Genomic DNA, 403 nt, shown 5'->3' on the forward strand with positions numbered 1-403 from the left:
GACGCTCTTCCGATCTGCGGAGGGCGGCGGCCTCCCCCGCGAGGTGCGCGGGGTCGTCGTCCGGGACGAACTCGAGCAGGGCGTCGCGGGGCGGTCGCTCGGCCGCAGCCGCCTCCGCGGCGACGCGCGTCCACAGCGCCTCCCGGGTGCGCAGCGGGTGCCGCTCGGTGCGCGGCCACCAGGAGAACACGTGCACGGCGCTCACGTGGGCGGCGAGCCGTCGGTACTCCTCGAGCGCCTCGGCATCGGGAGCCCCGACCGTCGGCTGCCAGTAGGTCGACAGCGCCGGATGGTCGACCTCGGCGAGCACCCGGAGGGCGGCCTCGGCCGTGTCGGCGAGGGTGCCGGAATGGAACTCGAGGGCGAGCCCGATCCCGCGGGCGGCCGCCTCGACGGCGGCGGC

Annotated in this window: 1 pseudogene; it reads right to left on the reverse strand. The window is 77.4% G+C overall.

Features of this window, described 5'->3' with window-relative positions:
• Window positions 1–403 (reverse strand): annotated as a pseudogene (locus tag DW299_RS19125) (sugar phosphate isomerase/epimerase family protein); the annotation flags it as partial.

Source organism: Microbacterium sp. K35, assembly GCF_004794375.1.
Lineage (GTDB): Bacteria > Actinomycetota > Actinomycetes > Actinomycetales > Microbacteriaceae > Microbacterium > Microbacterium sufflavum.